The 25,431-nt window shown below is 42.9% G+C and carries 26 protein-coding genes; 25 read left to right on the top strand and 1 reads right to left on the bottom strand.

The annotated features are described in order from the left end of the window. Positions 1-3 precede the first annotated feature (3 nt). The gene (locus R2Q26_RS06005) at positions 4-1,212 is read right to left on the bottom strand and encodes an ATP-binding protein (protein WP_317535446.1); all 1,209 of its coding nucleotides are present in this window, start codon (positions 1,210-1,212) and stop codon (positions 4-6) included. 638 nt (positions 1,213-1,850) lie between these two features. Between R2Q26_RS06005 and R2Q26_RS06000 the strand changes: the two genes are divergently transcribed. From R2Q26_RS06000 to R2Q26_RS05880, 25 genes are all read left to right on the top strand, one after another. After that, positions 1,851-2,147 carry a hypothetical protein gene (locus R2Q26_RS06000; protein ID WP_090571857.1) on the top strand — a complete coding sequence of 99 codons (297 nt, stop codon included), beginning with the start codon at positions 1,851-1,853 and terminating at the stop codon, positions 2,145-2,147. Between the two features lie 260 nt (positions 2,148-2,407). Next, on the top strand, positions 2,408-3,496 hold the full coding sequence (gene hisC / locus R2Q26_RS05995) for a histidinol-phosphate transaminase (RefSeq protein WP_317535445.1): 1,089 nt from the start codon (positions 2,408-2,410) through the stop codon (positions 3,494-3,496). Positions 3,497-3,526: 30 nt separating this feature from the next. Beyond that, a complete protein-coding gene (hisB, locus tag R2Q26_RS05990) occupies positions 3,527-4,114 on the top strand; it encodes an imidazoleglycerol-phosphate dehydratase HisB (protein ID WP_317535444.1) in 588 nt (195 codons plus the stop codon). A 24-nt stretch (positions 4,115-4,138) separates the two neighbouring features. After that, positions 4,139-4,789, top strand: coding sequence for an imidazole glycerol phosphate synthase subunit HisH (hisH, locus tag R2Q26_RS05985; protein ID WP_317535443.1), 651 nt, complete (start codon positions 4,139-4,141; stop codon positions 4,787-4,789). Between the two features lie 71 nt (positions 4,790-4,860). Next, on the top strand, positions 4,861-5,607 hold the full coding sequence (gene hisA, locus R2Q26_RS05980) for a 1-(5-phosphoribosyl)-5-[(5-phosphoribosylamino)methylideneamino]imidazole-4-carboxamide isomerase (RefSeq protein ID WP_317535442.1): 747 nt from the start codon (positions 4,861-4,863) through the stop codon (positions 5,605-5,607). A gap of 92 nt (positions 5,608-5,699) precedes the next feature. After that, positions 5,700-6,476 carry an imidazole glycerol phosphate synthase subunit HisF gene (gene hisF / locus R2Q26_RS05975; protein WP_090571864.1) on the top strand — a complete coding sequence of 259 codons (777 nt, stop codon included), beginning with the start codon at positions 5,700-5,702 and terminating at the stop codon, positions 6,474-6,476. 44 nt (positions 6,477-6,520) lie between these two features. Further along, positions 6,521-6,910 (top strand): phosphoribosyl-AMP cyclohydrolase, encoded by a 390-nt coding sequence (gene hisI / locus R2Q26_RS05970; protein ID WP_317535441.1) that lies wholly within the window; start codon positions 6,521-6,523, stop codon positions 6,908-6,910. Further along, entirely contained in the window at positions 6,907-7,236 is a 330-nt protein-coding gene (locus R2Q26_RS05965; RefSeq protein ID WP_317535440.1) for a phosphoribosyl-ATP diphosphatase, read from the top strand. Before hisI ends, R2Q26_RS05965 begins: the two co-directional genes overlap by 4 nt. Beyond that, positions 7,237-7,587, top strand: a complete 351-nt coding sequence (locus R2Q26_RS05960; RefSeq protein ID WP_090571850.1) for a histidine triad nucleotide-binding protein — start codon at positions 7,237-7,239, stop codon at positions 7,585-7,587. Between the two features lie 26 nt (positions 7,588-7,613). After that, complete coding sequence (tatA, locus tag R2Q26_RS05955; RefSeq protein ID WP_090571849.1) at positions 7,614-7,856, top strand: Sec-independent protein translocase subunit TatA; 243 nt, start codon at positions 7,614-7,616, stop codon at positions 7,854-7,856. A gap of 119 nt (positions 7,857-7,975) precedes the next feature. After that, positions 7,976-8,380, top strand: a complete 405-nt coding sequence (tatB, locus tag R2Q26_RS05950) for a Sec-independent protein translocase protein TatB (RefSeq protein WP_317535439.1) — start codon at positions 7,976-7,978, stop codon at positions 8,378-8,380. A 70-nt stretch (positions 8,381-8,450) separates the two neighbouring features. Beyond that, positions 8,451-9,233 carry a twin-arginine translocase subunit TatC gene (tatC, locus tag R2Q26_RS05945; RefSeq protein ID WP_317535438.1) on the top strand — a complete coding sequence of 261 codons (783 nt, stop codon included), beginning with the start codon at positions 8,451-8,453 and terminating at the stop codon, positions 9,231-9,233. A 169-nt stretch (positions 9,234-9,402) separates the two neighbouring features. Then, the gene (locus R2Q26_RS05940) at positions 9,403-12,720 is read left to right on the top strand and encodes a mechanosensitive ion channel domain-containing protein (protein WP_317535437.1); all 3,318 of its coding nucleotides are present in this window, start codon (positions 9,403-9,405) and stop codon (positions 12,718-12,720) included. Positions 12,721-13,094: 374 nt separating this feature from the next. Continuing rightward, the gene (locus R2Q26_RS05935; protein ID WP_317535436.1) at positions 13,095-15,620 is read left to right on the top strand and encodes a PAS domain S-box protein; all 2,526 of its coding nucleotides are present in this window, start codon (positions 13,095-13,097) and stop codon (positions 15,618-15,620) included. A 5-nt stretch (positions 15,621-15,625) separates the two neighbouring features. Next, a complete protein-coding gene (locus R2Q26_RS05930) occupies positions 15,626-16,060 on the top strand; it encodes a response regulator (protein WP_317535435.1) in 435 nt (144 codons plus the stop codon). A 26-nt stretch (positions 16,061-16,086) separates the two neighbouring features. Continuing rightward, positions 16,087-16,536: a response regulator gene (locus tag R2Q26_RS05925; RefSeq protein ID WP_317535434.1), complete on the top strand. Its 450-nt coding sequence runs from the start codon at positions 16,087-16,089 to the stop codon at positions 16,534-16,536. Positions 16,537-16,557: 21 nt separating this feature from the next. Further along, positions 16,558-19,023, top strand: coding sequence for an EAL domain-containing protein (locus R2Q26_RS05920; protein WP_317535433.1), 2,466 nt, complete (start codon positions 16,558-16,560; stop codon positions 19,021-19,023). 251 nt (positions 19,024-19,274) lie between these two features. Continuing rightward, a complete protein-coding gene (gene atpD, locus R2Q26_RS05915; protein ID WP_411182325.1) occupies positions 19,275-20,645 on the top strand; it encodes a F0F1 ATP synthase subunit beta in 1,371 nt (456 codons plus the stop codon). Between the two features lie 15 nt (positions 20,646-20,660). Next, positions 20,661-21,071 (top strand): hypothetical protein, encoded by a 411-nt coding sequence (locus tag R2Q26_RS05910; protein WP_317535431.1) that lies wholly within the window; start codon positions 20,661-20,663, stop codon positions 21,069-21,071. Positions 21,072-21,080: 9 nt separating this feature from the next. Continuing rightward, a complete protein-coding gene (locus R2Q26_RS05905; RefSeq protein WP_317535430.1) occupies positions 21,081-21,353 on the top strand; it encodes an AtpZ/AtpI family protein in 273 nt (90 codons plus the stop codon). Next, positions 21,353-22,024 (top strand): F0F1 ATP synthase subunit A, encoded by a 672-nt coding sequence (locus tag R2Q26_RS05900; RefSeq protein WP_090572065.1) that lies wholly within the window; start codon positions 21,353-21,355, stop codon positions 22,022-22,024. The genes R2Q26_RS05905 and R2Q26_RS05900 overlap by 1 nt, the downstream gene beginning before the upstream one ends. After that, positions 22,021-22,290 carry an ATP synthase F0 subunit C gene (atpE, locus tag R2Q26_RS05895; RefSeq protein WP_317535429.1) on the top strand — a complete coding sequence of 90 codons (270 nt, stop codon included), beginning with the start codon at positions 22,021-22,023 and terminating at the stop codon, positions 22,288-22,290. Before R2Q26_RS05900 ends, atpE begins: the two co-directional genes overlap by 4 nt. Before the next feature lie 15 nt (positions 22,291-22,305). Next, entirely contained in the window at positions 22,306-23,067 is a 762-nt protein-coding gene (locus tag R2Q26_RS05890) for a F0F1 ATP synthase subunit delta (protein WP_317535428.1), read from the top strand. Continuing rightward, positions 23,045-24,547, top strand: coding sequence for a F0F1 ATP synthase subunit alpha (locus tag R2Q26_RS05885; RefSeq protein ID WP_317535427.1), 1,503 nt, complete (start codon positions 23,045-23,047; stop codon positions 24,545-24,547). The genes R2Q26_RS05890 and R2Q26_RS05885 overlap by 23 nt, the downstream gene beginning before the upstream one ends. Next, positions 24,544-25,404, top strand: coding sequence for a FoF1 ATP synthase subunit gamma (locus R2Q26_RS05880; protein WP_317535426.1), 861 nt, complete (start codon positions 24,544-24,546; stop codon positions 25,402-25,404). Before R2Q26_RS05885 ends, R2Q26_RS05880 begins: the two co-directional genes overlap by 4 nt. The last annotated feature ends 27 nt before the right edge of the window (positions 25,405-25,431 follow it).

The following is a 25,431-nucleotide window of genomic DNA, read 5'->3' as shown; positions in this document are numbered from 1 at the left end:
CCGCTAAAGTGCATCCGTTTTTCTTCTTCTGTTGGAGGAGTCAAGTGGAAACTTTGCGTGAATCTGTGTTCCATGGTTTGGAATGCTGCGAACAAAAAACTTACCACCCGCAGCAATTGCTCGTTCACGCATTCCCAGCAGCCCTAATCCATGAGGTACTTGATCGACATCGTAACCTTTGCCATTGTCTTCCACGCTTAGTGACAGAACGTCATCCGCAGGGATTGCCCCAGTTTTGCGATGCAAGTGTATCAGAACCCAGTTAGCTTGGGCATGATTGCGAACATTGTTGAGCGCCTCCTGAACAATGCGAAATGTGGTGATATTAATGAGCTCGCTGAGATTGTCAAATTTACCTTCGAACTCTAGTTCGAGCGTGATGTGAGGATTGTGGGTAGTCCACTGTTTTTTAAGTTCAAGTAACGCATCTTCCAGCCCCAGCGTGTCCAGGAGAACAGGACGTAATTGACACAACATATCGCGCATCGCGTCATGCATTTTTTTTATGCATTCTTTAATAGCTTGAGCGCTGATATGAATGGCTGAATCTTTTTCCGAGAAATAGGCAATCGTTTCTGTTTCTGCGTGGATGGCTGTAAGCCACTGCCCTAGTTCATCATGTAGCTCATGCGCAAGAAGGCGTCGTTCCTCTTCCTGTATCTTGAATAGATTCTGCATCAGCCGACGGTTTCCGTGTAATAATTCTTGATTGCGACCGGTTGTTTCTTTGATAAGGTTGATGTTGGTCATTACCGTGCGGCAAATATTGGCATCTTTTATGACTAAACTTTCCAGCCGTATGTGAATTACTTTGTCGAACGACCCTTTGATCCTCAGTTCGGTGACGGTGTTAGTGGATGAATTGAAAATTTGTTGCAGGTGGTTAAGAAACTTGCCATTATCGTCTTGAACAATGTAACTTAAGAAAGACTTGTTCAAAATGAACTCACGCTCCTTACCGAGTAGGGTAGATCCGGTTAGGTTGATTGCTAGGATATTCCCGGCTTTATCTAGAATAAGATAGCCTACCGGAACATTATCATAGAGAGCAGCATAGCGATTGTGTGTTTCTTTTAGCTGTTGTTGCACATCGTTAAGTTTGCTGTTTTGTTTCTCTAATTCCAACCGATGTGCTTGCAGTTCGGTAAGAAGTTCTATTTTACTGTGGATTTCGCTGTCATCAGTTTTTATGGAATCCTGATTTTTATTCATATTATCCCCTTATTCGATAATAGCAATAGCGATTAAATGGACTGCTTTGCGCTACAATAATAGTAGCGATCTAATTCCTCCTTTCTTGCTTCTCACTATCTACACAAAGTAATTTCGTAATTTCGGCTACATCCCGTAATGCTAGAGTAGTTATCGATACCCTATGCAGGTGAGCATACCTTGTTTGGCTTCTTTGCGGTGGCCTCCTGAATTATAATTTTGTTTAAAAATAAGGTAGTGACTTTTTGATTGTTTGGTCATGAGCAAAACCTTGTTTGTAATTTTTGTTCTAATAGCTGGTGGCATACTAATCTATTTAAGTTTCTGCATGATAGCAGCACTTCAAATCCGAATTAAAGAAGCTTGGATACATGATTGTGACAAGCGAGTAGTATTTATTCATTATCATTTTAGAATGATGGAATATATTAGATAAGTATTTTATTTCTATACAATAATTGATTGAAATACGAGGTGAAGCTTTGACCAAATCAGACGCTTGAGCCCATTTAACTGAGGAATACAAGTTGATTGATGATCAACTGTTTAGGTATTATCGCGAATAAAAGAAATTGGAAAGAGATTGACTTGATCATTCATTTGATTTATCCGACAAACTCATAAATTTACTGACATCAGTGGGTGCATTAATTTTTTATACGGTAGTCTATTTTCTTGGATACTTTGCTACACATGGACTTAATCTAATAGCAGGTCGACTATTATTCAATCGGCGGATTGCAGGACTGGTGGGTGTATTCTTTGTGGCGGTATTCCATGGTTACAAAATTATCAGTAGTCCCTTGCCAGCAGGGGAGGAGATGGATGCAGCAACTTATGCGCTTGGTTATTATGTAATTTTTCCTGTCGCAGTCATTGTATGTATTTTTTGGTATATAACGTGGCAAGAGAAAAAAGATAATGAGCCGTCGTAAAAAAGAACTGATAGACTTTGCCATTGAATAATTCAAGAATATAAAAATTTTTTAACACTCTTTTTAATTAGATATAAAATGAATAAGTATCTAATAAAGAGATTGAATACTAAATGATGATCTATCCATTGAAGTTGGCAATTTGATTTATATAACATGTTAGTCGATATCAATCCTCCAATTTAACTTGCTGCGATTAAATGCTTTACATACTTCTTGTCTTTCAAGCTTGAATTTCCAGTTACCCTTGATCAAATAGCATGTCCAATTTACTCAAAAGTATCATCCGCCCGGAAATTCTTGCGCTTTCCGCTTATCATGTTCCTTCTGCAGATGGAATGATAAAGTTGGATGCAATGGAGAATCCTTATACTTTGCCTTTGATTTTGCGAGAAGAAATTTCTCAATTAGCAGAGGATGCCCATATTAATCGTTATCCTGATCCTAGTGCCACGTCACTTAAGGTAATATTAAGAAATACCCTGTCCATTCCTTCTGAAATGGCGATTATGCTGGGAAATGGATCGGACGAGATCATTCAGGCCATTGCGCTTGCTACGGCTAAACCAGAAGCAGTGCTGATGGGTGTTGATCCCGGATTTGCCATGTTTCGTATCATTGCTACTTTTTGTGGCATGAATTATGTGGGAGTGCCATTAACCGCTAATTTTTCTCTTAACTTGGATGCCATGCTTGCCGCTATTTCTCAACACCGGCCTGCAGTTATTTTTCTGGCTTATCCGAATAATCCCAGTGGTAATTTATTTGATCCTCAGGCAATCTGTCGTATTATTGAGGCTACTCCAGGCATTGTCATAGTCGATGAAGCCTATCAGGCATTTGCCGATGCAACTTTTATGGATATGCTCACTCAATATCCCAATTTATTGCTGATGCGTACGCTCTCAAAATTAGGATTGGCTGGGTTAAGATTGGGGCTGCTGGTTGGGCGGCCTGAATGGCTGGCACAATTGGAAAAGCTGCGTTTGCCCTATAATGTAGGGATCATGACACAATTGATAGCAGAGAGAATATTTCAGCATTATGATATATTGTTGGAACAGGCTGCAGCCATTAAAGCGGAGCGAACTATTTTGAGAGCTCGCCTGGCAACGATGGAAGGTGTTGAAGTTTTTCCATCAGATGCAAATTTTGTTTTATTTCGTCTCAACGAGGCTAGTCGGATTTTTCAAGAACTTCAGCAGTACGGTATATTAATCAAAAATCTTGATGGTACACATCCATTATTAAAAAATTGCCTGCGCGTCACAGTAGGTACTTCTGATGAAAATACACAATTCTGCAAAACACTTCGTCGCATACTCGATAAACCATTGCAATTAGCCTGATCGTATATAATCACGAAACAGAACTTCTCTATGCGTCAAGTCCAAGTTACACGTAATACGCTGGAAACTCAAATTACTGTCGAAATCAATCTGGATGGTAGTGGTCAGGCGATACTAGATACCGGCGTACCTTTTCTTGATCATATGCTTGATCAGATCGCGCGTCATGGCATGATTGATCTGAAAATAAAAGCAAAAGGTGATTTACATATCGATGCTCATCATACTGTGGAAGACATTGGTATCACCATGGGACAGGCGCTAGCCCAGGTGTTCGGGAATAAAAAAGGCATACGCCGCTACGGGCATGCTTATGTGCCGCTCGATGAGGCATTGTCAAGAGTGGTAATTGATCTATCTGGTCGCCCTGGCATGGCGTTCCATGTTGAATTTATACGTGCACGTATTGGTGAATTTGATGTCGATCTGGTGCATGAATTTTTTCAGGGTTTAGTCAATCATGCCATGATTACCTTGCACATAGATAATCTCTCAGGTAATAATGCGCACCATCAGGCAGAAACTATTTTTAAGGCATTTGGGCGAGCTTTACGCATGGCGTTAGAGGTAGACCCGCGTGCTATAGATTTGATTCCTTCCACAAAAGGTTCTTTGTAAACTTCTTCTTTTTTCAAATCAAGTATGACTGATATCGCCATTGTTGATTACGGAATGGGTAATTTACGTTCGGTATCTAAAGCGCTCGAGCATGTTGCGCCCACTGCTTCCATTGTTGTAACCAGTGATCCAGCTGTTGTCCAAAAAGCGTCACGCGTTGTTGTTCCTGGTCAAGGGGCGATGCCTAATTGCATGCGTGAGCTGACGAGTCATGGATTAAAGGATGTTGTGCTGGAAGCAGCCAGAAATAAACCTTTTCTCGGTATCTGCCTAGGTTTGCAAATGTTGTTTGATGAAAGTGAAGAAGGAAATGTAAAGGGTTTAGGAATCTTGCCTGGCAAAGTGCGTCATTTCTCGCATGATGCGATGATAGATTCTGATAGAAATAAGCTCAAAGTTCCTCACATGGGCTGGAATCAGGTACATCAAACAATCCAGCACTCGTTATGGAAAGGTATTGACAGTGATGCACGCTTTTATTTTGTTCACAGCTATTATGTGGAAGCGATCAATCCGGAAATAACAGCTGCTTATACGCTTTATCCAACTCCATTTACGTGTGCAATTGCTAAAGACAATATTTTTGCTGTTCAATTTCATCCGGAAAAAAGCCAGTTGGCGGGTTTGACGTTATTAAGTAATTTTACTAAATGGGAGCCGCATTCCAGTCGTTAGTTTAACTAAATTCATTATCTATAGTTTTTTAGTCCGCTACTTTTATTTTTAATTATTTATCCTGACAACATATGTTGATTATTCCTGCAATAGATATTAAAGATGGACAATGCGTACGTCTTAAACAAGGAGTCATGGATGACGCAACTGTATTTTCTGAAAATCCTGATGCTATGGCTCGGCACTGGTTGGAGCAAGGTGCGCGTCGTTTACACTTAGTCGATTTAAACGGCGCATTTGCTGGTAAACCAAAGAATGAATCAATTATTCGTACTATTGTTAAGGCAATTAACGGAAGCATTCCGATTCAGCTTGGCGGAGGGATTCGTGATCTAGAAACCATCGAGCGTTATTTAGATAATGGCATTAGTTATGTCATTATTGGAACAGCTGCAGTGAAAATACCTGGGTTTTTGCATGATGCGTGTTATGCCTTCCCTGGTCAGATTATGGTAGGGCTTGACGCTAAAGAGGGTAAGGTGGCAGTGGACGGTTGGTCTAAAGTCACTGGCCACGACGTTGTGGATCTGGCGAGAAAGTTTGAAGATTATGGGGTCGAGGCGATTATTTATACTGACATCGGTCGTGACGGCATGCTTACGGGTATCAATATTGAGGCAACTATAGCGTTGGCGCGGAAACTGACTGTTCCGGTGGTTGCCAGTGGAGGCATTACCAATCTGGATGATATTAAGACACTTTGTGAAATTGAGTCAGAAGGTATAATGGGTGCGATTACTGGTCGCGCTATTTATGAGGGTACGCTGGATTTTAAAAAGGCACAACTATTGGCCGATGAACTAAGTGCAATGGTCTGACGAAAAATAACATGACGTCGTGAATAGAATTCAAGTCTGTTCACATGTTTCTTCCTTCTTTTTTATTCGATATTGTAAAGGTCTCTGGATTCATGGGTCTTGCCAAACGAATTATTCCGTGTCTTGATGTCAACAATGGACGTGTTGTCAAGGGTGTTAATTTTGTTTCGCTTCGAGATGCAGGTAATCCTGTGGAAATAGCGCATCGCTATGATGAGCAGGGTGCTGATGAGCTTGTTTTTCTGGATATTACTGCCAGCTCAGATAATCGCGATTTGATTCTGCATATTGTTGAAGAAGTGGCAGCTCAGGTCTTCATTCCGTTAACTGTCGGTGGAGGGGTACGTAAGGTTGATGATGTTCGCCGGCTGTTAAATGCAGGCGCTGACAAGGTCAGTGTCAACACTTCTGCGGTGCTTAATCCGCAGCTGGTAGAAGATGCAGCGAGTCATTACGGTTCCCAATGCATCGTTGTCGCAATAGATGCCAAACAAGTCATGGACGATAAACATAATAGTCCACGCTGGGAGGTATTTACTCATGGGGGGCGTAATGCAACAGGGCTTGATGCGATAGAATGGGCCAAAAAAATACAGGCGCTAGGTGCTGGTGAAATTTTACTGACTAGCATGGACAGAGATGGCACACGCCACGGCTTTGATCTGGCCCTGACTCGCGCCATTTCTGACGCAGTCGATCTACCGGTAATTGCTAGTGGTGGAGTAGGTAGTTTGGATCACCTTGTTGAGGGTATTCTGCAAGGGCATGCTGATGCAGTACTGGCGGCCAGCATTTTTCACTATGGTCAACACACGATCCAGGAAGCCAAGCGATATTTAGCAAAACATGGAATTGAAGTGCGTCTGTAATATGCAAATAGAGTTTCGATAATCTCTTATTAAAATGAACTTTTATGTCGGATGCTTGGCTAAATAAAATAAATTGGTCTGCAGAGGGGTTAGTACCCGTCATTGCACAAGATGAAAAGAGCGGTAAAGTATTGATGGTAGCCTGGATGAATAGAGACACTATCAAATTGACTGCCGAGACAGGTGAGGCTGTTTATTGGTCACGTTCTCGCAAAAGAATTTGGCGGAAAGGAGAAGAATCTGGTCATGTGCAGAAGGTGAAGGCAATTTACTTGGACTGTGACGAGGATGTGATATTACTTACCGTGGAGCAAGTGGGAGGGGTTGCATGTCACACGGGCAGGCAGAGTTGTTTTTTTAATAAATTAGAAAGAGATCAGTGGGTAGTCATAACACCTATTATTAAGGATCCGACGAAGATCTATAAGCAATGATTGATTCATCTATTCTTTATCGTTTGGCAGAAACTATCGAGGCGCGTAAAAGCGCTGATTCCTCCAATTCTTATGTAGCAAAACTGCTCACGAGTGGTCAGGATAAAATACTCAAAAAAATTGCTGAAGAAGCAGCGGAAACTATCATGGCTTCAAAAGATGGAAATACAGCACATCTTGTTTATGAAATCGCAGATTTATGGTTTCATTGCCTAGTATTACTTGCGCATCATGGATTAAAACCCGAAGATGTATTGCACGAATTGGAGCGACGAGAAGGTATTTCGGGTATTGAAGAAAAGCTCGCGCGTAAAACAGGAGAATAAATGGAAGAGTGTATTTTTTGCAAGATTGTAAGAGGAGAAATTCCTGCCAACAAAGTGTTTGAAGATCAGGATTTTGTTGCGTTCCATGATATTCATCCGGCTGCACCAGTCCATTTCCTCCTGATACCCAAGCAACATATCAATTCATTATATGATGTGGGCGAAACGGATCAACAGCTATTGGGAAAAATGTTATGGTTGGCTCCTCGTCTGGCAAAAGAGCAGGGATGTGCAAACGGATTTCGTACGATTATTAATACAGGACGGGTAGGCGGGCAAGAAGTGTTTCATCTTCACATCCATATTATAGGAGGAAAAGACCGTTTGCCCACGATGGTTCATCATGGGTAATAAACCGTTTATTAAGAGGGTAAACAATGGGAACATTTAGCATTTGGCATTGGCTAGTAGTGTTAGCAATTGTCGTGCTAGTTTTTGGTACAAAGAAGCTCCGGAATTTGGGCAATGATCTTGGCAATGCGGTCAGAGGATTTAAGGAAGGCATGAAAGGTGCTGAAGAGAGTAATACAAGTAATACATCTTCTTCCTCTCAGTCTCAGCAGATCACTCATCGCTCTGTCGAAGCAGAAGCCAAAGAGAAAAATGAGATTAAATTATAATATCACTGCATCGCATAAGGCAGGCGATATCGGTGAGTACTATCACTGAAGGATGCAAATCAGTAGTTTCTTTCGATATAGTTCCTTCGGCAAAGTAATATGTTTGGGGGAAATGAAGTATGTTTGATATCAGTTTTGCAGAAATGCTCGTCATTTCGATGGTGGCATTGATTGTAATCGGACCAGAACGACTTCCTCGAGTAGCGCGTACGATAGGGCATTTACTAGGACGTGCACGACGGTATGTCGATAATGTCAAGAATGATATTCGCCACGAGATAGAGCTCGATGAATTAAGGCGTTTAAAAAATTCTGTACAGGAGACGACTCACTCCATCGAAGAAGCAGTAAGGAAGGAATTTGATCAAATAGAGACAGCTGCCAGTATAAACGCAGCAGAGAAGATAAAAGACCCGGCGCTGATTGAGATCGAGCAAATTAGCGCTCCCACAGAAAAGACAATTGCTGTTCAGAGTCAAACTCTGTCTTCACAACAGACTTCTGAGTCAAATAAAAGTACTTGAAAAGTTTCTTAATAACGTAACTGCCAAGTTTAACAATGCCTATTCACTTAGTCTGATTCATCATGAACATATGAATGACGAGAGCACCTTTATTTCACATCTAGTGGAATTACGTACCAGGTTAATTCATGTATTTTCTGTGTTGGTACTTGGTTTCTTACCCTGCGCCTATTTTGCGCGCGATCTTTACACCATCCTGGCGCAGCCTTTGCTGGAGAAGCTTCCATTAGGTGGGCAAATGATTGCAACAGCAGTCACCACACCTTTTTTTATACCTATGCAAGTGGCTCTGATGACAGCGTTTTTGATGACCTTACCGCATACGCTTTATCAGATTTGGGCTTTTGTCGCGCCTGGACTGTATTCCCATGAGAAGCGCCTGTTTTTGCCACTCGTTATTGCTAGCAGTTTATTGTTTTTCGTAGGTATGGCATTTGCTTATTTGGCCGCATTACCCCTAGTATTTGAATTTATTGTTTATTTTGCACCTGAAGGGGTGGCGGTTATGACCGATATCGGCGAATACCTCGGTTTTGTCCTCACCATGTTCTTAACCTTTGGCATTACTTTTGAAGTCCCTGTGTTCGTTATAGTGCTAGTTCGGACAGGCGTCATCTCGTTGTCAAAAATGAAAGAGGTACGTCCTTATGTTTTAGTAGGTGCATTTGTGATAGGCGCGATTTTTACGCCTCCTGATGTAATTTCACAGTTTATGCTGGCAATACCGCTCTATTTACTTTACGAATTAGGTATATTGCTCGCTGGTTTATCGAGTAAACCTGCAAATCCGATTCCGGATCAGCAGCTTGTAAACAACACAAATAAACCGGTTATTAATGAAAAAAACGATTAGATCCAACGCAATAAGATCATCATTACTTATTCATCTTTTTTAATGCTTTTGTTTTTTTACCTGGCTAGCATCGCCCGGTAGATACAAATTTCCAGCGGTTGTTTTGAATTGCTCTAGAATTTTTTTATTTTTAGAAATCTTGAGCAAATCCATCAAAAAGTGGGTATTCATGATTAAATTACTTTCTATCATCTTTTTTCTATTTTGGATCGTTACAGGCGCTGAGTATACTCAGGCAGATGAATTCGCTAATCAACTTCAGGTAATCCAGGCTAAGCTTGAAACGCTGAATAGTGGGGAAGAAACGCCACAAAAAAAGGAACTTAAAGAGATTTATCTCAATACTCAGCAGGTTCTACTTGACCACCAGGAATACCTCAAGAAAACCCAACTCTATTCGCAACAACTAAAGGAATATCCACAGCAGCTCGAAACATTTAAAAAGCAGAAAGACAAAACTATTTCGACCCCAACTAATGTCACAGAGCTGACAGGATTATCTTTAAGTGAAATGGAGCAACAGCGTGTTATCACTCAAGCGAAATTGTCAGAACTACAAAATCAGCAGCAGAAACTGACTTCCGAAATCGGCACGCTTCGTCAACGCGCCATTAAGATTCAAGAAGAATTAGATGCAACAAGCAAGGTGCGTGCATCATTGACAGAAAAAATGTCTCTGGCGAAAGACATGTCTGATGAGAAAATTGCTGATGCATTTAAGATTCACCAGGAATATCAGAATCAAGCACTGACAGACAAGATTCGCATGCTGGAGATGGAAGTTTTAACCTTACCTAATGCTATTGAAATTGCTACCTTACAGGAAAAGCTGGTACTTAAGCCAGAGATCCAAATGTTAGTGCAGAAGGTAGAATGGTTAACCAAGCAGATTAACCTGAAAAGAAAAACCGAGACTAAAAAAATTGTTGAGAGATCTGAACAGTTGCTAGGTGAAAGTAAATGGCATCCAGCACTATTCAAGATGGTTAAAAATAATGAAGAGCTTGCTGCCAAGCTCAGTGACTATGCTGCGCGTGCGACCAAATTGGTGGTGCAAACAACACGTCAAGAAAACCGACTTAACCTTATTACTAAGAACTATGCAACACTCCAGCAAAGACTCGAATTCCAAGAGGAAGATGAAGAATTAGGAACCGAGATCAGGAAACAACTAAAGCAAATATTATCTAAGCCGAATATAAGGCAAACACAAAAATTATTAAGTAGTGCAAAACTAGAATTGTTCCAGCTTGAGCAAGAAAAGCTGGAAATGACGAATGATAAAGTTTATTTCAAAAGAATGACTGAAGGTTATGCTATTGATGAGCAAACACCTTCTTACCAGGAAATAACAGAAGGGTTCCAGGAGCTTAAAGATTCCCGTTTACATATCATCGATCAATTTCTAGAAATATTGCATTCTTATGTAAAAGAGTTAGAGCTTTATGCTTCGATTAAGAATCAATTGCTCGAGAAAATCAATCAATTTGAGCTTTTACTCAAAGAAAACTTGCTGATCACGCGCAGTGCAAAACCGATCGATTTACACATAAAGAATGATCTCAGCGATGCAGCCGCCTGGTCTGTTTCCGACAAGACGCAAACAGCGCTAGCAAATACTATCGACAAAGTATGGCTGCCAGTTTTAGTCGTTCTAGCCTTTTCTTTATCGATCAGCGTGATTTTTAGGCGGATTTACTGGCCTCGCTATTTACGTTGGGAAGAAATCGGTGAAGAAGCTTGGGGGAAAGTCAATCAAGACAAGGCACGCTATCCTATCGGAATGTTGTTGTTCGTAGTTATTCAATCTTTAGTGACTTCCTTACCATTTCTACTGATTCATCTAATTCTGCAGCACAGTATGAATACAGAAATGAGCCATGCGTTTTCTCTTGCTTTTTACGTCGCTACCATCACGGTTTTTTTCTGGCATTTTCTTCTTCAGCTTTGCCGACCAACCGGATTATTCATTGCTCAGTTCCGATGGCATGCGGATATGGTCGATAAAATGTACCGGGATATCAAATTTTATGCACCAGTGATACTTGTATTAAGTGTCATTATTGCTTTTACAGATTGTCTTGCGGATGACATCGTACGTAACAGTATTGGAAGAATTGCTTTTATGCTGCTCTGCATAGTGTTGGCGATATTTGCTTTAAGTTGGATGGCTATCACACCTTCTGGAAAAAAGCTCTATAAAGAGAAAAGTTTTACTTTAATTCAGAATCCCAGGTTGTGGATGTTACTTCTTTTCGTGCAGCAGGTGTACATGATTGTCATGGCAGCAAGAGGCTATTACTTCGCTGCATTGTATCAAAGTATTCTGATTTTCCAGTCAGTCACCTTGATAATACTTTGTAGTCTGATTTTTTTTCTGGGTTACCGCAGCTTATTAATTGCCCAGCGTAGAATTGCTTTTAAAAGAGCAATTGCCAAACGGGAGGAAATGCTTGCCCAGCGCGCAACTACTGGAAAAAGTGAGGTTGAGTTCGTGGATGATAACTACATTGATATCGAATCAATTAGCACACAATCAGCTACCTTATTGAAAATAAGTGTGTGGGGATTGCTGATTAGCAGCTTAAGCGTCATCTGGTTCGAGATGCTACCGGCACTGGGATTTCTTGAAGATATTATTGTCTGGCGAACCTCAATTATGAGGGATGGTGAAGCGGTCGTGCGCTTGATCACGTTGGAAACATTGCTGGTGGCATTGATCATTCTGGGCTTGGTCATGGTGGCTGCTCATAATTTGCCTGGTACGCTGGAGCTCCTGGTTTTGCGGCATTTATCCTTGAATACAGGCACCGGATACGCTATTACTACGCTACTCAGATATGCGATTATCATTATCGGAGTGATGGTCACATTCCAAATGCTCGGTATGGAGTGGTCCAATATCCAATGGCTGGTTGCAGCACTGGGTGTTGGATTGGGCTTTGGCTTACAGGAAATTGTAGCTAATTTCGTATCAGGGTTAATCCTACTGTTTGAGCGTCCTATCAGAATAGGCGATCTTGTCACATTGAATGATGTGACCGGTACAGTCAGCAAAATTAATATTCGTGCGACAACTTTGATCGATGCTGATCGAAAGGAAGTCGTGGTACCTAATAAAACATTTATCACCCAGCAATTGTTAAACTGGACTCTCAGTGATCAGGTCACTCGTATCAAAATACCCGTGGGCATTGCTTATGGATCAGATTGTGATAAGGCCAGAGAATTGTTACTGGAAATTGCCAGAAATCATCCCTTGGTTCTACGCGAGCCGGAGCCTGTCGCCTTATTTACGGCATTTGGGGCAAGCTCGTTGGATTTCGAGTTGAGGGTTTATGCGGGTCAGCTTTCGGATCGATTAGATCTGCATCATGATTTGAACATGGAGATCAATCGTCGTTTTACTGAAGAAAAAATTAACATTGCATTCCCGCAACTGGATATTCACCTACACCGGGGAAGTAATAAGGAAATAGCTGAGTAAGTATGCAAAAAATATTGCAAAAAAAGATGATTGACATTGAAATTCTTCTGTGTATATTGAAATAATAATTATGATTTGTTCCATTAGTGTTAGAGTTGGTTTTTTGCTCATCTGGAGCATTGCACAATGGTCTGTTAATCCCGTGTTTAGGTCACTAAACTCGCAACTTCCATTCATATTAAAGAAGTATTGATGTGTATCAATAAGCACATCTGGTACTAGTCAGTACGATACTACCCGGACGATTGAATTGTTGCGGATGAATATTCTTTTTTTTCGATGGCTAATGGGTTGCTTCTCTGAATGTTGAACTGATAAAAGGGATGTTTATGAGATCAGATAGAGGGCGCTATAGGTTTATAAAGTATCTCCTGATGATAAGCATACCCCTTGTTCTATTGCTTTCAGTGGTACTATGGCTTCTTCTCCATGCCCACGAAGATGCAAACATAGCGATCATGGAGTCAAACGAACGACTGTCAGTGCAGCTGGGTGAGAAAACCATCGATTATGTATTCGCTACAATACGAGGTGATGCCCTTTATCTTGCAGAACTTTCGTCGCTGCAGCAATGGCTTGATACGGGTGACCCTGCAGCATTTTCACGTCTTACTGAAGATTTGTTGGCTTTTACGCAATTTCGCCAACTCTATGACAAGACTCGTTTCATGGATGAGCACGGTCAGGAAGTGGTGCGCACCAGCTATAATGAAGGTAAACCAATAATAGCACCGCAGGAGAAGCTACAAAACCAATTTGAACTAGACTTTGTGCAGAAAACGCTTGCCCTGGGTGACAAGACTGTTTACATATCGCCGTTTGAGCCCACTATCGAGCATGGGACTATTGTGCATCCCATCAAACCAACGATACGGTTCAGTGTACCAGTATTTGACAGTAAGAACCAGCTACGCGGCCTCATAGTTCTTAACTATAGGGGGGACAGATTAATGAAGCGCCTGCAAGCCATTTCTGACCTTAGCCTGGGCAACCTAGGGTTGGTTAACGATAAGGGCAACTGGTTGCTGGAACCACATCCGGCAGGGCAAGGTGGCTTTATGTTCCGAAGTCAGGGAACAGAATCCTTTAGTAATAAATTTGGTGAAGAGATGTGGTCGTTTATTTCGCGTGAATCTCCCATAGGTCAATGGATGCATGAAAAGGGACTATTTACTTACACTAGGGTTAGTCCGTCAAAAATACAAAATCCGATGGGAGGTTTAAATATCAAAGGTACCGAAGAATGGATTCTAGTTTCTCATATCCCCTCACAAATCATCGCTGCGAGCACAGCCGAATATGCTCGCAATCTGGCCTTGGCATTCATTGTGCTCACTATATTACTTTTGGTGTTAAGCGGGGTGTTTGCTCATTATGTGGTGCTGCGTGAAAAAGCGGAGACCAAGGTGCGAGCCAGCGAAGCACAGTTTCGTGAATTACTCGAATCAGCACCAGAAGCTATTATGCTTGTGGATCAGACTGGTTGTATAGCCTTGATTAATTCGCAGACCGAGAAGTGGTTTGGTTATAGCCGTAATGAATTAGTGGGCCAGTCAGCGGAACAACTTATACCAGAGCGATATCGTAAAGAACATCCAATTACCTTGCAGCTTAGTGCTACAACAGTAGCTCATCCGATTAGTTCCGGATCGGAACTACATGGCAGACGTAAGGATGGGAGTGAATTTCCAATTGAAATTAGCTTAAGTCCGCTTGAGACAGAGCAAGGAATACTCATTACCAGCATCATTCGTGACATTTCCGCACGCAAACAGACAGAAGAAGCTCGGCAACGAGTGCAGGCACGTTATCGTGATCTAGTCAATAATTTGCCCATGGGGGTTTTTCGCAGCATCCCCGATGCTAAAGGAAGCTTTCTTGAAATAAACCCAGCCATGGTTAATATCTTCGAAGCAGAATCTGCCGAGCAGCTTTCCGCGCATTCTTTTAGCGAATTTTATTGTGATCCTGCTGAACGTAAGATACTGATGGGTAAAGTTTTACTCCAGGGTCATATTTATGGTGAAGAAGTGCGGTTAAGAACTTTAAAAGGCCGGGAATTTTATGCCGCATTGACGGCAGTAATGAAAAAAGATGAGACTGTTGGAATTTATTTCGATGGCATTGTCGAAGATATTAGCGTGCGCAAAGAGAATGAACGCCGCATTAACAGGTTGAATAAACGTCTTCAAGTTCGCTCCAAGGAATTGGAAGCGATCAACCGTGAACTAGAGGCATTCAGTTATTCTGTTTCCCATGATTTACGTGCGCCATTGCGGGCCATGGATGGTTTTAGTCGCACATTGCTCGATGAGTATGCCGATCAGCTGGATAACAGGGGACGCGATCGACTTCAGCGGATACGGGTGGCTGCTCAGCGTATGGCCGAGCTCATTGATGGTCTGCTCAAATTGTCACGGGTCACTCGTGCAGAGCTTAAGTGGGAAGTTGTTGATCTTACGCTGCTTGCAAATGAAATTTTAAGCACACTGGAGCAGATGGAACCTGAACGTATTGTGCAGTACTCAGTCCAACCTAGTTTGATTGCTCGTGGCGATAAGCAATTACTGCGCATCATGCTGGATAATCTGCTGAGTAATGCCTGGAAGTTTACCGCTCAAAGCCAAAAAGCTTTCATTGAAGTAGGATGCAACGTAGATGAAGAAAGAATTATTTATTTTGTCCGAGATAATGGTGCTGGTTTCGATATGGCTTATGCTGATAAATTGTTTGGTGTTTTCCAACGGTTGCATGATACGCACGAATTTCCAGGTACCGGTATCGGACTTGCAACTGTGCAGCGTGTGATTCATAAGCATGGTGGGCAAATTTGGGCGGAAAGTGCTATTGATCAAGGAGCGACATTTTATTTCACGTTAGATGAGAAGGAAATAGTATGAATAATATGAGCAATAGAGTAATTATGCTGGTTGAGGATAATCCTGATGATGCAACACTAACGATGGATGCGCTGGAAGCTAACCAGATCACTAACGAGGTGGTTGTGGCGAACAATGGTGCTGAAGCGCTTGATTACCTGTTTGGGCGGGGGAGATATGAAGGACAGAAAATAGCCGAACTGCCGATACTTATGCTGCTCGATCTTAAACTGCCGAAGATAGATGGATTAGAAGTATTACGTCGCGTGCGTGCTGATGAGCGGGCACGTCTGATACCGACTGTGATTCTGACCTCATCCAATGAAGATGAAGATCGACTTAAAGCTTATTCCTTGGGAACCAATAGTTATGTACGTAAACCAGTAGATTACGATGATTTTCTCAAGATGGCCGAGCAACTTGGTCTTTACTGGCTGACAGTGAATGAATCACCCTATTAGATGAGAATAGATGAGAAGGAAATAGTATGAGTAATACGAGCAGCGGAGTAATTATGCTGGTTGAGGATAACCCTGATGATGCAACACTAACGATGGATGCGCTGGAAGCTAACCAGATCACTAACGAGGTGGTTGTGGCGAACAATGGTGCTGAAGCGCTTGATTATCTGTTTGGGTGGGGGAGATATGAAGGACGGAAAATAGCCGAACTGCCGATACTTATGCTGCTCGATCTTAAACTGCCGAAGATAGATGGATTAGAAGTATTACGTCGCGTACGTGCTGATGAGCGGGCACGTCTGATACCGACTGTGATTCTGACCTCATCCAATGAAGATGAAGATCGACTTAAAGCTTATTCCTTGGGAACCAATAGTTATGTACGTAAACCAGTAGATTACGATGATTTTCTCAAGATGGCCGAGCAACTTGGTCTTTACTGGCTGACAGTGAATGAACCACCCTATGGACGCTAGCTGTATGCAGAGGAATTATTTATGTCAAATACACAAAAACAACATCTGCCGTTATTGCACTTCTTGTTCATAGAGGATGCAATAGACGATGCTTTGTTGCTAGTTGATTATTTTCAGTCACATGGGTTCAGGTTTAATTGGCAGCGGGTAGACACTGAAAAAGGTGTGATCGCGAAATTACAAGAACAGTGGGATATCATCTTTTCAGATTATTCCATGCCTGGGTTTAGTGGTATGCGGGCATTGGAAATCGTTCGTCAGCATGATCCTGATATTCCTTTTATTTTTATTTCGGGTGCTATTGGCGAAGATGTGGCGGTAGAAGCCATGAAACTTGGTGCTCAGGATTATGTCATGAAGGGAAATCTTAACCGTTTATTTCCCGCTGTAAATCGCGAGCTCCAAGAAACTGAGAAGCGCCGAGAGCTTCGTCAGTTCGATCAATTACTGCGTAAACTGTCGCTAGCAGTTAATCAAACAACTGACAGTATTTTTATCACGGACCCCGAAGGGCGCATCGAATATGTTAATCCAGCCTTTGAGAAGCTAACAGGATATAGTGCAGAGGAAGTTATAGGTAAAACACCTGCTTTTCTTCATTCTGACCCCCGGGACAGCAATTATTTGCAACTATGGCACACCGTTGCGAATGGTAATGTTTATCAAGGGACCTTTGTTAACCGGCGCAAAAATGGAGAGTTTTTTTACGAAGAACGGGTCATTACCCCTTTGAAAGATGGGAAAGGAAATATCACACATTTTGTTTCTACCGGTAGAGATATCACTGCTCGCATACAAGCTGAAGAAGAGCGGGCGCAGTTAACAGCAATATTGGATGTTACACCTGATCTGGTCGCTATTTTTGAGCCGGAAGGTCATTTACGCTATTTAAATGAATCGGGGCGTCGATTGCTTGAGATGAGCAGGGATGAAGATATTAGTCAGTATTGCATGGGGGATCTATTTTTTAATGGCGCTACTCAGCAGTCAGTTTCGGAGATTCTTGTTGCAGTTAAGCAGCATGGTATCTGGAGTGGAGAAACCTATTTACATACTCCCAGAAATAAAGAGCTACCGGTTTCTCAGGTAGTGCTTGCTCATAAGGAGAGTGGAAATTCTTCTATTGAATATTTATCAACGATTGCACGAGATATCTCGGAACGGAAGCGTTTCGAGGCCGAACTGCAGCATCAAGCTACTCACGATCGTCTGACAAATTTACCAAACCGCTCTTTATTGGCTGACTGCTTTGCATCAGCATTAAAATATGCTCAGCGACACAACAGTAATGTCGGGGTGCTATTTATAGATCTTAATAATTTCAAACGGATCAATGATAACCTCGGTCATGCAGCAGGGGATATGTTGCTTGAACAGATCGCCCAGCGCTTGAAAAGCTGCATGCGGGCAAATGATACGGTCGCTCGTCATGGGGGTGATGAATTTACTATTGTGATCAGCGAATTGCATGATCCAGAAAATATCCTGGATGTACTCAATAAGATATACAGCGCTTTCGAACACCCAGTGATTATCCATAACCATGAAGTCTATGTCACCTTTAGTATTGGTATTGCCATTTATCCGCATGATGGTGATCGAATAGAAGACTTGTTACAGCATGCTGACATTGCCATGTATCGGGCAAAGTCAATGGGTCCCAATCAATACTGCTTTTATGCGTCCGATATGAATGTTCGTGGTCATGAGCTACTTGCTCTGGAAGCAGATCTACGCCGTGCCTTGGAACAAGAGGAATTTGTATTGCATTACCAGCCACAGATAGATCTTCGAAATAATCGAGTTATCGGGACTGAAGGACTGATTCGCTGGCAACACTCAGTGCGTGGGCTAGTCCCTCCTGGTGATTTTATCTCTCTTCTGGAAAGATCAGGTATGATTATTCCAGTTGGTGAATGGGTATTGCGCGAGGCTTGCAAAGCGCATCGTAGCTGGCGAGCATTGGGATTCAATGACATACGTATTTCTGTCAATGTTTCTGCTACCCAATTTAATGATATAGATTTGCTCGATAAGATACGGCGTGCATTGCGGGAGGAGCATATGCCTAAGCATACACTTGAACTAGAGATTACTGAAAATATCCTGATGCATGATCCAGTTGGCGCAACTGAAGTACTGGAGGCAATTAATGCGCTGGGTGTACGGATCGCTGTGGATGATTTTGGAACGGGTTACTCTTCACTGGCTTATTTGAAGCGTTTTCCACTTGACACACTGAAGATTGATCAGACATTTATGAGTGACTTAACTAATGATTCTGGTGATGCTGCTATCGTGGAGACAAGTATCTCTCTTGCGCATAAGCTTGATATGGAAGTAACAGCGGAAGGTGTAGAAACCGATGGGCAACTTGAGTTCCTGCGTACACACGATTGCGATTTGGTGCAAGGGTATTATTTTTACCGACCTTTGCCCATGTCTGAACTTACCAATTTATTACATGGAAGGCATGGAAAGTGCTAACAAATAGATTGAGTATGTGATCTTGCCTTGAGGTGAAATGAGCATTTATTTGTATCTTTGAAAGTTTAACAGTCTTAACAATCTAAGTCCGCGATTTTGTCGGGAATAGTTTAACTTCTTTAAAACTAGACGATTAGTACTTACAGATCTAATCTAAAAATAGATAGTCTTCAATTCAGCAGTATAAAAAGCAGTCATTGAGTAAAACTGTAACTGAGGAGTTTTTTCCGATGGAACAGATAATCCCATCAATGCATCCCGCAGGAGAGCCACTTGGGGTAATCGAGGAAATTCATGGACCTGTAGTTGACGTATTTTGTAAACGTTTACCTCCGCTGCATCAGGCTCTATTTAGCACAACCGATCATGAATTTTACCCTTTTGAGGTTTATCGCCATCTGGATGAGCAACGCGTGCGTGCAATTGCTTTGCACCCTACCAGTGGTCTTAAGCGTGGTTTATCTGTTTTCGATAGTGGTGGCCCTTTACGCGTTCCAGTAACACCGGATTGCCTGAATCGGGTACTGAATATGTTTGGTATGCCGCTTGATGGTGAGCCACCGCTCGAGGCAAAAGATATGCGGAGCATTATTGTTCCTCCCGCATTATTATCTGAAACAGTGCCAGTTGGAGGAATTCTCGAATCAGGTATCAAAGTCATTGATTTACTTTGTCCATTTATTAAAGGTGGGAAAACCGGCTTATTTGGGGGTGCGGGCGTGGGAAAGACAGTCCTGATTATGGAGTTTATGCACGCCATTGTTAGTCTCCATCAGGGTGTGTCGGTATTTGCGGGCGTGGGTGAGCGTATCCGTGAAGGTCATGAATTATGGTACCAGATGCAGGAATCCGGAGTAATGCCGCGCGCACTGATGATATTTGGTCAGATGGATGAATCACCCGGTGTGCGTTTCCGTGTGGGCTTATCTGCTTTAACCTATGCGGAGTATCTGAGAGATACCTTAGGCAAAGAAGTATTATTGATGATAGATAATGTCTTTCGATTTGTGCAGGCAGGGAGTGAAATTTCTGGATTACTGGGTCGAATGCCTGCTACGGTTGGTTATCAACCTACCTTAATGAGTGAAGTCGCAGAATTACAGGAGCGGATCATCTCAACGCGTAGTGGAAATATTACAGCAGTGGAAGCAGTGTATGTGCCTGCAGATGATATGACTGATCCTGCTGTCAGTACCATTCTAACGCATCTGGATACTATCGTGATTCTGTCTCGTAGCCAGGCAGCCAAGGGAATTTACCCGACAGTCGACCCTTTGCAGTCATCGAGCAAAATGATGAATCGCGCATTTCTGGGTGATCGGCACTATAGTATTGCCGAAGGTGTCCGTGAACATCTTGCGCGCTATCAGGAACTGGAAGATATTATTGCCATGCTGGGTCTGGAGGCGCTCTCCCAGAAAGATCAACGTATTGTAATGCGCGCTCGTAAACTGCAACGATATTTAACGCAGCCATTCCATGTAATGGCTTCGCACACTGGTGTACCCGGCGTATCAGTGGGACTGGATGTAACACTGACCGACTGTGAGGCTTTTCTGCGAGGAGATTACGATGCTGTGCCGGAAGAACGGTGCTATATGCGAGGTTCAATGCAGGGATAAATTCGGATATTGAATATGAAGACTTTTAATTTGCATGTACAGAGTGCGACGCAATATGTATACGCTGACGATGTGATCAGTTTTGTAGGAGAGGACAGTACTGGCAGTTTCGGCATTCTGGCCAATCATGAACGCATGATGACTGCAATGGACTACGGTCTGGCGCGCTATCAGCTACAGGATGGTGGCTGGATTTATCTTGCGCTTCCTGGTGGCATACTTTATTTTACGAACAATAATCTCTATCTGAGCACGCGCCACTTCCTGCAAGATAAGGATTATCAGCGCATCAGTAAAGGCTTGCTGGAGCAGCTGCTCAAGGAAGAAGAAGCATTACGAGCGCTAAAAGAAAGCCTCGCTCACCTGGAACAGGAGATGTTCCGGCGTTTATGGCAAATTGGGCATTTTGGCAGCCAGATGATCTGAAGACAAATCATGAACGACGAAGAGCTACGCAAATCAGTGGAACGCCAGGTGAAACGGATGCAACGCGCCCAACGGGAACGTCCTACTCTGCTTGCTCAATCCATATTTTTGGGAACACTTTCCTTGTTGTTCATACTGCCAATCATCATTGGGGCCTATCTTGGTAACTGGCTGGATGAGAAGGCGCAAGGATATTCTGTTCATTGGACCATAGGACTCATTATCGTGGGCATTATCGTGGGTATGGTTAATGTTTATTTGTATGTGCGGAAGCACGACTGATGGAAGAAGCCGTTGTCGTATTTTATGCTGGACCCTTTGCAATCACCTCAATCGTGATCACTACCTGGGGCATCATGTTATTTCTAGGTGTATTTTGCTGGCTTGCCACACGACAATTATCGCTTGATCCTGGGCCCGTACAGACCATGCTGGAGGGGATTATTTTGTTAATTGAGGAAAGCATCGAAGCGGTATCGCCGGGTTATGCGCAGCAAATGATGCCGTTTATCGGAACTTTATGGATTTATATTGTCATTGCCAACCTGGTCGGCATTGTTCCGGAACTCCATTCTCCGACTGGCAATTTGTCCGTAACCGCAGGTCTAGCGATACTGGTTTTCTTGTCGGTTCATTGGTTTGGGATACGCAATGAGGGAGTGCGTTATTTAAAACACTATCTCAGCCCTTCTCCAATCTTGTTACCATTTCACTTGATTAGTGAGGTCACACGCACAATTGCTTTAGCAGTACGTTTATTTGGCAACATTATGAGCCTAGAACTGGTGGCATTGCTAGTTTTGTTCGTAGCTGGCTTACTGGTGCCGGTGCCCGTGTTAATGTTGCATATCGTCGAGGCATTGGTTCAGGCCTATATTTTTGGTATGTTAGCCCTGATTTATGTTGCCGGCGCCATGCAATCTCAACAAAATGAAAAAGGAGCTAGCTTGTGAATGATTTGTCCTGGTTTACGATACTTTCTACTGTCAGCGCAGTATTAGGTGTCGCTATTGGCATGATGGGCCCAGCGATGGCGATGGGGCGGGCAATCAGCCAGGCGATAGATTCACTTGCTCGTCAACCGGAAGCAGAAAAATCTATTATGCGCACTTTATTTATAGGCCTGGCGATGATTGAGTCACTTGCTATTTATGTGCTGGTAATTGTGCTCATCATTCTGTTTCGTAACCCACTGCTGGAATATCTGATTAACCGATGAGTATCAGGTGAATTCGTGAATTTTGACTGGACAACCTTCATCCTTGAAATCATCAACTTTCTGGTACTTATCTGGATCTTAAAGCATTTTTTGTATCAACCTATACTGGATATTATTGCCAGACGTCGCGCCGATATCGAAAAGACTCTGGCTGATGCGCACCAAACCAAAGCTGAGGCAGATAAGCTTAAGCAGCAGCATGAAAAATTTCTGGCTGAATGGGAAAAGGAAAAAGAAGATGCCCAGGTACGCCTGATGGCTAAGCTGGCGGCAATGCGTGAAAATAAACTGGCTGAATTGAATGCCAAAATCAATGAAGAAGCAGAACGGCGCAAGGTGCTGGATGAGCGCGCCAAACGTGAATTTGAGCGCAGAATGGAAGAACAAGGAATTGCCCAAGGTATCGCATTTACTACTAAATTATTCTCCCGCCTTGCCTCACCTCAATTGGAAGCAGGTCTTTATGCATTGCTACTAGAAGATTTACACGGTCTGAGCAAAGAAAATAAACGCGTCATTACAGAAGCCACAGCAGTACCAGAGTTGCAGATAAAAGTTCAAAGTGCATTTCCACTGGATGAAAATAAACAAAATGAACTAACGCATCATTTATCAGATGTCGCTGGCAGAATGCTGCCAATCGAATTTCAGGTAAATCCTGATCTGATCGCAGGATTTCAGATAGTGATAGGCTCGTGGATCCTGCATGCTAATTTACGTGACGAATTAAAATTTTTTAGTGGATCTTTGCAGCATGCTACAGCGGGAAGCCAGTAGTGCCAATTCTTCGAGTAATTCTCTTGCTGACAGCCAGACCGACTGGTTAGCACGCTACCAATATGGTCTCCGTTTGTCAGAGCAAGGCAATGTGGTATCTGTCGGTGATGGCATTGCCTGGATTAGTGGATTGCCTTCTGCGCGTATGGAGGATGTGGTCTATCTGGAAGATGGCAGCAGTGCCTTAGTGTTTCATCTTGCCCGTGATCGGGTGGGTGCTATCCTGCTACGACAGACCAGCCAATTGACAGCGGGTGCCTCTGTTTTTCTGACAGGAAAACGTTTGACTATTGGGGTGAGTCGTGCCCTGCTTGGTCGAGTGATCGATCCGTTGGGTGTTCCGCTTGATGATGCCGGTCCGATTCAATTCGATACCTATCGTTTGCTGGATGTGCGCTCTCCCCCAATTATTGCACGTGATTTTGTGTCGCAACCGCTGTATACCGGCAACAAAATTATCGATACCATGATTCCGATTGGCAAAGGGCAGCGACAATTGATCATCGGGGATAATGGCACCGGTAAAAGCTCGCTCGCCATTGATACGGTTATTAATCAGCGTGACAAGAATGTTTATTGTGTTTATGTTTTAATCGGTCAGAAACGTTCCACCGTTGTGAATACAATCGAGATTCTGCGGCGCAATCAAGCATTGAGTAATACTGCCTTGGTAGTTGCAGAAGCAACTGCCATGCCTGGCTTAAAATATCTGGCACCTTTTGCAGGTTGTGCTGTGGCTGAGGCCTGGATGGCAGAAGGTTATGATACGCTCGTGGTTTATGATGACCTAAGCACGCATGCAAGGAGTTATCGCGAACTTTCTTTGCTGCTGCGCAGACCACCCGGCCGTGAAGCTTATCCGGGTGATATTTTCTTTTTACATTCTCGCCTGCTGGAGCGTTCTACCCGTTTGTCGGCCAAACAGGGAGGTGGCAGTATGACCGCATTGCCGATTATAGAGACAGAACAGGGTGAAATCGCCTCATATATTCCCACCAATCTGATTTCCATTACGGATGGACAGATTTATCTTGATCAACAGTTATTTGTGCGTGGTTTCCTGCCGGCAATTGATGTAACACGCTCGGTGTCGCGTATTGGGGGAAATGCGCAGCATCCCAACATTAAAAAGGAAGCCGGGCGAATGAAGCTGGATTATTTGCAGTTTCTTGAACTCGAAGTATTCACTCGCTTTGGCTCACGACTCGAACCCTCCATGGAGGCACGTATACGACGTGGTCAGATATTACGAGAGATACTCAAGCAAGAGCCGCTTACTCCGTTAACCATTGAATTCCAGATGGCCTGGCTTGTTGCCTATAACGAAGGGATGTTTGATCACCTTGAGCTGGATCAGGTAAAACCGCACCTGCAATTTCTGCAAGAGCAAATAGCACGTACCAGGTTGAGTATTGAGGAAGGTCACGATCAGTGGAAAATCCTGATTCATACCTGGCTGAATGAAATGGGTATGGAATGAGTAAGCGACGTGAGGTAAAAGAGCGGCTGGCGACGCTGGACGAGATCTGCGGCATCATGAAAACGATGAAAAACCTTGCTCTACTTGAAATCCGCAAACTGGAAATGTTTCTCGATACGCAGCGCCGTGTTACCGCTAGCATTGAAATGACGGCACAGGATTTCCTGTATTTTTACCCCCAGATCCAGGCCTATTCAGATAGTCAGCAACTATTGATTATTATTGGTTCAGAGCGGGGTTTTTGCGGTGATTATAATGATTCGTTAGTTGCGTTCCTAAACAGCCAGGAACTGCAAAGAGAAACTTTGCTGATAGCCGTTGGACGCAAGCTTGAAAGCAAATTATTTGAGAACCTTCGTATTGCCGCTTTTATTGAAAGCCATAGCGTGGCAGAAGAGGTACCGATTACGTTGCTGCGATTGATTGATGTGCTGAACAGATTGCAGCAGGCTGCGTCAGCAAAAATAGGGCGGATCAGCGTACTTTACTATGACGATGAAAGTGAGAGAATCAGGCTACGCCAATTATTACCCCTGTCATTACCTGAAACAAAATTGACTTATTCTCATCCCCCTCTGTTGAATCTGGAGCCGACACAATTTTTAACTAAACTGACTGATCAGTATCTTTATGTGCTGTTACATGAAGTATTTTATTCATCATTCATGAGGGAAAATCGTAAGCGACTGGCTCATATGGATAGCGCTATTCAACATCTGGAGAAGGATACTGCAGGATTGCGGATGAGGGCTAACAGATTGCGTCAGGAGGAGATTATCAATGAGATCGAAATTATTATGCTCAGTACAGAGGTATTATCGGATAATGACAAATTACAATCGAAATCGATTTCATAGAAGCTCTGCCGTTACGTCTATTTCCTT

Origin of the sequence: Nitrosomonas sp. Is37 (assembly GCF_033063275.1) — a bacterium.
Classification (GTDB): Bacteria; Pseudomonadota; Gammaproteobacteria; order Burkholderiales; family Nitrosomonadaceae; genus Nitrosomonas.
The sequence above is the reverse complement of the archived record's forward strand: the minus strand, read 5'-3'. Positions and strand labels throughout refer to the sequence as shown.

What these genes read in the sequence shown, in the direction of transcription:
- R2Q26_RS06005 (WP_317535446.1), bottom strand. Translation starts at nt 1,212, where the DNA reads ATGAATAAAAATCAGGATTCCATAAAAACTGATGACAGCGAAATCCAC.
- hisC (WP_317535445.1), top strand. Translation starts at nt 2,408, where the DNA reads ATGTCCAATTTACTCAAAAGTATCATCCGCCCGGAAATTCTTGCGCTT.
- hisB (WP_317535444.1), top strand. Translation starts at nt 3,527, where the DNA reads ATGCGTCAAGTCCAAGTTACACGTAATACGCTGGAAACTCAAATTACT.
- hisH (WP_317535443.1), top strand. Translation starts at nt 4,139, where the DNA reads ATGACTGATATCGCCATTGTTGATTACGGAATGGGTAATTTACGTTCG.
- hisA (WP_317535442.1), top strand. Translation starts at nt 4,861, where the DNA reads ATGTTGATTATTCCTGCAATAGATATTAAAGATGGACAATGCGTACGT.
- hisF (WP_090571864.1), top strand. Translation starts at nt 5,700, where the DNA reads ATGGGTCTTGCCAAACGAATTATTCCGTGTCTTGATGTCAACAATGGA.
- hisI (WP_317535441.1), top strand. Translation starts at nt 6,521, where the DNA reads ATGTCGGATGCTTGGCTAAATAAAATAAATTGGTCTGCAGAGGGGTTA.
- R2Q26_RS05965 (WP_317535440.1), top strand. Translation starts at nt 6,907, where the DNA reads ATGATTGATTCATCTATTCTTTATCGTTTGGCAGAAACTATCGAGGCG.
- R2Q26_RS05960 (WP_090571850.1), top strand. Translation starts at nt 7,237, where the DNA reads ATGGAAGAGTGTATTTTTTGCAAGATTGTAAGAGGAGAAATTCCTGCC.
- tatA (WP_090571849.1), top strand. Translation starts at nt 7,614, where the DNA reads ATGGGAACATTTAGCATTTGGCATTGGCTAGTAGTGTTAGCAATTGTC.
- tatB (WP_317535439.1), top strand. Translation starts at nt 7,976, where the DNA reads ATGTTTGATATCAGTTTTGCAGAAATGCTCGTCATTTCGATGGTGGCA.
- tatC (WP_317535438.1), top strand. Translation starts at nt 8,451, where the DNA reads ATGAATGACGAGAGCACCTTTATTTCACATCTAGTGGAATTACGTACC.
- R2Q26_RS05940 (WP_317535437.1), top strand. Translation starts at nt 9,403, where the DNA reads ATGATTAAATTACTTTCTATCATCTTTTTTCTATTTTGGATCGTTACA.
- R2Q26_RS05935 (WP_317535436.1), top strand. Translation starts at nt 13,095, where the DNA reads ATGATAAGCATACCCCTTGTTCTATTGCTTTCAGTGGTACTATGGCTT.
- R2Q26_RS05930 (WP_317535435.1), top strand. Translation starts at nt 15,626, where the DNA reads ATGAGCAATAGAGTAATTATGCTGGTTGAGGATAATCCTGATGATGCA.
- R2Q26_RS05925 (WP_317535434.1), top strand. Translation starts at nt 16,087, where the DNA reads ATGAGTAATACGAGCAGCGGAGTAATTATGCTGGTTGAGGATAACCCT.
- R2Q26_RS05920 (WP_317535433.1), top strand. Translation starts at nt 16,558, where the DNA reads ATGTCAAATACACAAAAACAACATCTGCCGTTATTGCACTTCTTGTTC.
- atpD (WP_411182325.1), top strand. Translation starts at nt 19,275, where the DNA reads ATGCATCCCGCAGGAGAGCCACTTGGGGTAATCGAGGAAATTCATGGA.
- R2Q26_RS05910 (WP_317535431.1), top strand. Translation starts at nt 20,661, where the DNA reads ATGAAGACTTTTAATTTGCATGTACAGAGTGCGACGCAATATGTATAC.
- R2Q26_RS05905 (WP_317535430.1), top strand. Translation starts at nt 21,081, where the DNA reads ATGAACGACGAAGAGCTACGCAAATCAGTGGAACGCCAGGTGAAACGG.
- R2Q26_RS05900 (WP_090572065.1), top strand. Translation starts at nt 21,353, where the DNA reads ATGGAAGAAGCCGTTGTCGTATTTTATGCTGGACCCTTTGCAATCACC.
- R2Q26_RS05885 (WP_317535427.1), top strand. Translation starts at nt 23,045, where the DNA reads ATGCTACAGCGGGAAGCCAGTAGTGCCAATTCTTCGAGTAATTCTCTT.
- R2Q26_RS05880 (WP_317535426.1), top strand. Translation starts at nt 24,544, where the DNA reads ATGAGTAAGCGACGTGAGGTAAAAGAGCGGCTGGCGACGCTGGACGAG.